A 7,110-nucleotide genomic window follows, 5' to 3' on the forward strand; every position below is an offset into this window, starting at 1 on the left:
TTAGTGGATTTGGACGGGTTACCACCTGACTAATCCATTATAAAGGACTTTTTCTTTGCACAAAATAATAATATTGAACATTTTGAGTATTTTTAATAGTGAATTTAAATTAATGCAACACTAGTGAATATATTTATATTTAATACATGCATCACAAAACTCTTTAAATCTCTTATATTCTTTTGTTTCAATAAATATTTGTCCTCTATTCATTGAAATACCTCTTCAGTTTCGACTTTTTAGAATTAGATTTATCTATTTTGTTCTCTAGATCCTTTTGCTTTGACAAGGTAATTTCTTCTGCAACAGTTTTTCGGGAATCAAGTTGTTCCTTTAGATTTTTTCGTATTTTATTTCTCGCTGAAACAATATCCTTTAAATCTACTGTATAATCGGAAATTTCAGGTGAGATAGCTGTACATAAGTATTTATCTTGATAGAACACTCGAATCTCTGCAATGTCTCTTGGATCATAACGAATAATAACTGTTTCACCAACGTATGCAGCTAGGTTTGTATCTATATATCTTAGTCCTTGGAAGTGTATCCCATCAGAATGAACCTTCCTTGGTTTTGCTACATTTAGCAATAATAGATCAAGACTTTCCAAACTCTCGGGCATATTGGGAAGAAATCCATTATTCCAAGCATGTATCGGTTCTTTTTTTGTTGTACCATGAACCCTATGGTGATAGCTATATATGATGAAATTCAATAACCTTTCATCGAGTTCCTTAAGAGTAAGAAGTGCGGTAGTATTCTGATTTCCCAAATAACCGGGTAAATCTTGTAAAAATAATTGATTAATGGTTAAAAAGAATCTTTCTATTTTCCCTCGCCCTCTTGGAACACCAATTGCAGAAAAGACTAGGTTAATTTTCAAATCAACTGCTACTTGCTCCAAATGGTTGGACGTAAAGTCACTTCCATGGTCTGTATAAAATATTTCAGGGATACCACATATTTGCCAATCGGAATTACTTTTTTTCCATATTGCTTGGTGTAAGACTAAAGATGTATGTATTGCAGAGGGGTTTTGAAAGGTTAAGAAATATCCAGCGATTGCCCGGCTGTAATCATCTAAAATAATTGTTAGCCAAGGTCTTTCTGGTTTTCCTTTTTCATTTAAAACTATAATATCTAATGGGGTATGGTCAGCTTGCCAAATTTCATTGGGATAGATTGCTTCTCTTCGATGAATTAAATCATATTGATCATCGTATGCTTTTTGACCATCATGCGCTAACTTTTTCAAGCTTGGAGACATGGACTGCGATACCTTATACACTTGATAATAACTCGGTTTTTGCCAGCCCTTTTTCTGACATTGCTCGCAGATCATTCGATGAATAGACGTCAGTGAATTCCTTTTGTACTTCAAAATCAGTTGTTCAATTGAGGAGACAATTTCCGGTTCTAAATGTATTTTTCCGGCATCACTTCTTGTTTTTCGAATTAAACCCTTTAATCCAAATTGTTTATAGTCCTGAATCCAGTATTGCAGCGTTCTTTTTGCAATACCGGTTTCTTTTGTAATGACAGTTAATGTTTTTTCGTTGATAAGATAAGGTGCAATGATTTTATACTTTATCATCCCTGCTTGTCGTTGTTCTTCTGAATAAGCTGTTAATGGAGGATGTTCATTTTTCATAGACATCAATCCTTCCGATTTACTGTCTTTCTAAATAGCGATAAATCGTCGTGCGAGACACACCCCATTTTTCCGCAACATCTTTAATCGGTGTGCCACTTTCAATTAAAGCCTTCATCATTTCAATATCTTTTGATCCATACTTCTCAGGACGTCCGCCTAGACGTCCACGTGCTTTTGCAGCTACTCGTCCAGCAGCCGAGCGTTCCTCGATCAAATTACGTTCAAATTCGGCAAACGCTGCGAACAAGTGAAACATTAATTGCCCCGTCGCATTGCTTTTGTCCATTGTTATATTTTCTTGCAGACTATGGAAGCCAATACCTCGTTCATTTAAGCTGTTCACAATTTGAATCAAATCTTGCATATTGCGTCCTAGCCTATCCAATCGCCAAACCACAATTGTATCGCCTTTACGTGCATACTTAAGTGCTTCTTCCAGACCGGGACGTTGTTTTTGTGCTCCACTTATTTTGTCGTGAAAAATTTTTGTGCAACCATGTTGCGTTAACGCATCTGTTTGTAAATCCAAATTTTGTAATCCCGTTGATACACGTGCATATCCAATTAACACTAAAACCACTCTTTTCTGATTTTACCTTTGATTTCATTGTAACATAAGTTTACAGACATATGGTTAATGAACATAGATTAATGAACAGAGTTATGTTACATTTATAACAATAAAAGACACTTCTTAGAGAGTAAAAAAGTGCGTGTTCAGAAAAGGATGAGTTTTGGAACAAAATATTGGGTTTAAGAAATATTGACGGGTTGCTTTTTTGATTTTGTTCCGCAATCGGGCCAGATTGTTGCACAACATATTTAAAGGAAATCGTAATGGTTGAATGTATTGTGAGAGTATTCACTTAACCTAACTGGCAGTTTAATAAACCGTTTCGGATTTTGTGAATGTGGTGGGGTAATGAAATTAGTGATTTAAGCATCATATGGATAAAAAGAAACACCAGCAAAGATTTTGCTGGTGGAGAAAGATCATTTATTAATATGCACCTTGTGAATAAGTTAATTCATAACTATGAGTGTAAATTTCAAAAATATTTCCAAATGGATCTTCAACGTAAACCATTTTATATGGTTTTTCTCCTGGATAATACTCTCTAATAGGCATACGCTGTTTACCACCGTGTTGCTTAATTTTTTCTACGAGACCTTCGATGTCTGGATCTTGAATACAGAAATGGAAAATACCTGTTTTCCAATATTCAAAGTTATTTTTAGGTGTGTCGTTTTCAGGAAACTCAAACATTTCTACGCCGATTTTATCTCCTGTTGCTAAATGTGCAATTCTAAATTTATCCCAGTTTTCCCCAAATACATCTCTACACATTTGACCAATAGGTGTGTCATCATTTTCTACTTCAGAAGGCTCCATAATAACATACCAACCGAACACTTCAGTATAAAATTTAACAGCTTGATCTAAGTTAGGTACTGAAAGACCAATATGAGAAAATGTTTTAGGATATGTGAACATAATTTGCATTCCTCCATGATTTTTTGATTTAGTGTTTACTATCAAACACATAAATATTATATTTCGCACTTTTTATTTATGGAAGAACGCACTTTTTTGTGAGAAACTAACCAAAAGGTAAGAAAGGGCTGAATATTTGAATGGATACTCCAATAGATAGTACAGGGAAATTAAAATGTTCAATTGAATATACATTAACAAAAATAGGGAATAAATGGAAGAGTGTGATTTTATGGCATTTAGGTATAGATGGTACATTAAGGTATAGTGAAATACATAATGTGCTTCCTGGTGTAAGCCATAAAGTAATGACTAAACAATTAAAAGAACTTGAAGAAGATGACTTAATTAAACGAACTCAATATAATACAGTACCACCGAAAGTCGAATATTCTTTAACTGGTAAAGGAAATACACTAATGCCTATCTTAAAACTTATGCATACATGGGGTAAAGAACATGGAGAGGATTTCTGAATTAAAGAGCTGTAACGAAAAGATTTTATGGTAATAATTACAAGAAAACTGACCTGGATTTTGAAGATATAGATAATGTGACAAATAACCTTGAAGAGGAATTTTTCCAATTAATTATATCTTATGAAATAATTTTCACATAAGTTCGTGGATATTTATACATAAACTAAGTGTGCGTTAGTTAAACAACAAATTAACCAATTTTAAGGCTGAGGCCATATCTAAGTTATTCCATTAAAGGGATATTTAATTGATCAACGAAAAAAGCCTAATTTCTCAATTTTAATGTTGCGAAATTAGGCTTTTTATATTTACTTATAGTGCAAAATAGCGTTTAAAAAGTGTGCAATTTATCTCTTAAAGTCACAACTATGATTTTATCAGTCTACTATACTTGTATCAATAGAGTACACTCTATTGATATATAATTGAACTAATTAACTGAATAATTATGGAAATGGGATGATACTGAATGAAAATTGCGAGAGGTAGAGAATTGCTTACACTGGAACAGAGGCAGGATTTTATGCAAATCCCTGAAGATGAATGGATATTGGGGACCTACTTCACTTTTTCCAAACGGGATTTAGAAATAGTTAATAAGCGAAGGAGAGAAGAAAACCGTTTAGGGTTTGCTGTTCAATTAGCTGTTCTTCGGTATCCCGGTTGGCCATACACTCATATCAAAAGCATCCCGGAATCAGTCATACATTATATATCGAAACAAATCGGTGCCACTCCATCTTCGATTAGTCTTTATCCTCAAAGAGAAAATACACTTTGGGATCATTTGAAAGAACTTCGAAGTGAATACGACTTTGTAACTTTTACTCTAAGAGAATATCGAATAGCATTTAAGCATCTTCATCAATTAGCTTTTGAAAATGGCGTTGCCATACATCTACTACATGAATGTATAGATTTTCTAAGAAAAAACAAAATCATACTGCCTGCTATTACTACACTTGAAAGAATGGTGTGGGAGGCAAGGGCAATGGCTGAAAAGAAACTGTTTAATACTGTTAGTCAATCTCTTACAAATGAACAAAAAGGAAAGCTTGAAGAGATCATTACTTCGCAGCATCCATCCGAATCCAATAAAACGATATTGGGTTGGTTAAAGGAACCGCCGGGTCATCCTTCACCCGAAACATTTCTAAAAGTAATAGAACGACTCGAATACATACGAGGAATGGAATTAGAAACGGTACAAATTAGTCATTTGCATCGCAATCGCCTGTTACAACTATCTCGCTTAGGCTCAAGATATGAGCCATATGCATTCCGTGACTTTCAAGAAAATAAGCGATATTCGATATTAACCGTCTATTTATTACATCTTACTCAAGAGTTAACGGATAAAGCTTTTGAAATTCATGATAGACAAATACTTAGTCTGTTATCAAAAGGCCGTAAGGCTCAAGAGGAAATTCAGAAACAAAACGGTAAAAAGCTGAATGAGAAAGTTATACACTTTACGAACATCGGACAAGCTTTAATCAAAGCAAAAAAGGAAAAATTAGACGTTTTTGAGGTTTTAGAATCCGTTATCGAATGGAATTCTTTTGTCTCTTCGGTCGAAGAAGCTCAGGAGCTTGCACGCCCTGCCGACTATGATTATTTAGACTTACTGCAAAAACGATTTTATTCACTTAGAAAATATACGCCAACGCTATTAAGGGTATTGGAATTTCATTCTACAAAAGCAAATGAGCCACTTTTACAAGCTGTTGAGATTATCCGTGGAATGAACGAATCCGGAAAGCGAAAAGTGCCTGATAACTCACCTGTGGATTTTATTTCAAAACGTTGGAAAAAGCATTTATACGAGGATGATGGTACAACAATCAATCGTCATTACTATGAAATGGCTGTTTTAACAGAACTTCGGGAGCATGTTAGGGCAGGAGATGTTTCCATTGTTGGCAGCAGACAATATAGAGACTTTGAAGAATATTTGTTTTCAGAAGATACATGGAATCAAACGAAGGAGAATACAAGATTATCAGTTAGTTTATCATTCGAGGATTATATGACGGAGAGAACCAGCAGCCTAAAGGTTAAAGTGGTTAGCTACCAATTCCAACAAGTTAGACGGGGTTTCTCTTGAAAAAGGAAAGCTGTCAATTGCACGCTTAGAAAAAGATGTTCCAGAAGAAGCAAAAAAATTTAGTGCAAGCCTGTATCAGATGCTACCAAGAATAAAATTAACCGATTTACTGATGGATATTGCTTATATAACAGGATTTCATGAGCAATTTATTCATGCTTCCAATAATCGAAAACCGGATAAAGAAGAAACAATTATTATTATGGCTGCTCTTTTAGGAATGGGAATGAATATTGGTTTAAGCAAAATGGCTGAAGCAACACCCGGACTTACATATAAGCAATTGGCCAATGTATCACAATGGCGCATGTATGAAGATGCAATGAATAAAGCCCAAGCCGTATTAGTAAATTTTCATCACAAATTGCAATTGTCTTCTTATTGGGGAGACGGTACAACATCCTCGTCCGATGGTATGAGAATGCAGATAGGCGTTTCATCGCTACATGCAGATGCAAACCCACATTATGGAACTGGAAAAGGAGCCACCATCTATCGTTTTACAAGTGATCAATTTTCTTCTTATTACACAAAGATTATTCATACTAATTCAAGGGATGCGATTCATGTTTTGGATGGTTTGTTACACCATGAGACGGATCTAAATATAGTAGAGCATTATACAGACACGGCTGGTTACACAGACCAAATATTCGGACTGACCCATTTATTAGGATTTAAATTTGCTCCAAGAATACGAGATTTATCAGACTCGAAATTATTTACAATAGATAAGGCAAGTGAGTATCCAAAATTAGAAGTCATTTTACGTGGACAAATAAATACAAAGGTCATTAAAGAGAATTATGAGGATGTTTTGCGATTAGCTCATTCTATAAGGGAAGGAACAGTTTCAGCATCCCTTATTATGGGGAAATTAGGTTCTTATTCAAGACAAAACAGCTTGGCTACAGCCTTACGTGAGATGGGCCGAATAGAAAAAACGATCTTTATTTTGAATTATATTTCGGATGAATCATTAAGAAGAAAAATACAAAAAGGATTGAATAAAGGAGAAGCCATGAATGGACTGGCAAGAGCTATTTTCTTCGGAAAACAAGGCGAGCTTAGGGAACGAACCATACAGCATCAATTGCAAAGGGCCAGTGCCTTAAACATCATTATCAATGCCATCAGTATCTGGAATACTTTACATCTAACAAAGGCAGTTGAATATCAAAAACGGTCAGGTAGTTTTAATGAAGAATTATTGCACCATATGTCACCTCTAGGTTGGGAACATATTAATTTACTTGGAGAATACCATTTTAATTCGGAGAAAATGGTCTCGTTAGATTCTTTAAGACCATTGAAACTTTCTTAACGTTGTTAAAACTGGGGGAATCGTCTTGAAAATGGGCTTAGCGTTGTAAAT

4 protein-coding genes and 2 pseudogenes are annotated in these 7,110 nt (G+C 34.7%); 2 read left to right on the plus strand and 4 right to left on the minus strand.

All coding sequences use genetic code 11. The features are described 5' to 3' along the window. Nucleotides 1-126 precede the first annotated feature (126 nt). From QQZ16_RS23070 to QQZ16_RS23085, 4 genes and pseudogenes are all read right to left on the minus strand, one after another. Nucleotides 127-213: pseudogene (locus QQZ16_RS23070) on the minus strand (AAA family ATPase); the annotation flags it as partial. After that, nucleotides 206-1,651, minus strand: coding sequence for a Mu transposase C-terminal domain-containing protein (locus QQZ16_RS23075; protein ID WP_130032186.1), 1,446 nt, complete (start codon nucleotides 1,649-1,651; stop codon nucleotides 206-208). The gene QQZ16_RS23075 and the pseudogene QQZ16_RS23070, both read right to left, overlap by 8 nt. Nucleotides 1,652-1,670: 19 nt before the next feature. After that, on the minus strand, nucleotides 1,671-2,225 hold the full coding sequence (locus QQZ16_RS23080; protein WP_235252779.1) for a recombinase family protein: 555 nt from the start codon (nucleotides 2,223-2,225) through the stop codon (nucleotides 1,671-1,673). A 429-nt stretch (nucleotides 2,226-2,654) separates the two neighbouring features. After that, nucleotides 2,655-3,149, minus strand: a complete 495-nt coding sequence (locus QQZ16_RS23085; protein ID WP_130032184.1) for a lactoylglutathione lyase family protein — start codon at nucleotides 3,147-3,149, stop codon at nucleotides 2,655-2,657. A gap of 140 nt (nucleotides 3,150-3,289) precedes the next feature. On the opposite strand from QQZ16_RS23085, the gene QQZ16_RS23090 reads away from it, so the two are divergent. Together QQZ16_RS23090 and QQZ16_RS23095 are read left to right on the plus strand one after the other, a co-directional pair. After that, nucleotides 3,290-3,625 (plus strand): winged helix-turn-helix transcriptional regulator, encoded by a 336-nt coding sequence (locus tag QQZ16_RS23090; RefSeq protein WP_235252777.1) that lies wholly within the window; start codon nucleotides 3,290-3,292, stop codon nucleotides 3,623-3,625. Between the two features lie 472 nt (nucleotides 3,626-4,097). Next, nucleotides 4,098-7,059, plus strand: a pseudogene (locus QQZ16_RS23095) (Tn3 family transposase). The last annotated feature ends 51 nt before the right edge of the window (nucleotides 7,060-7,110 follow it).

The sequence above is a fragment of the Bacillus sp. T2.9-1 genome (genome assembly GCF_950097965.1).
Taxonomy (GTDB): Bacteria; Bacillota; Bacilli; order Bacillales; family Cytobacillaceae; genus Niallia; species Niallia hominis.

Excerpts from the sequence above, each read along its gene's own strand:
- QQZ16_RS23090 (WP_235252777.1), top strand. The coding sequence starts at position 3,290 with ATGGATACTCCAATAGATAGTACAGGGAAATTAAAATGTTCAATTGAA.
- QQZ16_RS23085 (WP_130032184.1), bottom strand. The coding sequence starts at position 3,149 with ATGTTCACATATCCTAAAACATTTTCTCATATTGGTCTTTCAGTACCT.
- QQZ16_RS23075 (WP_130032186.1), bottom strand. The coding sequence starts at position 1,651 with ATGAAAAATGAACATCCTCCATTAACAGCTTATTCAGAAGAACAACGA.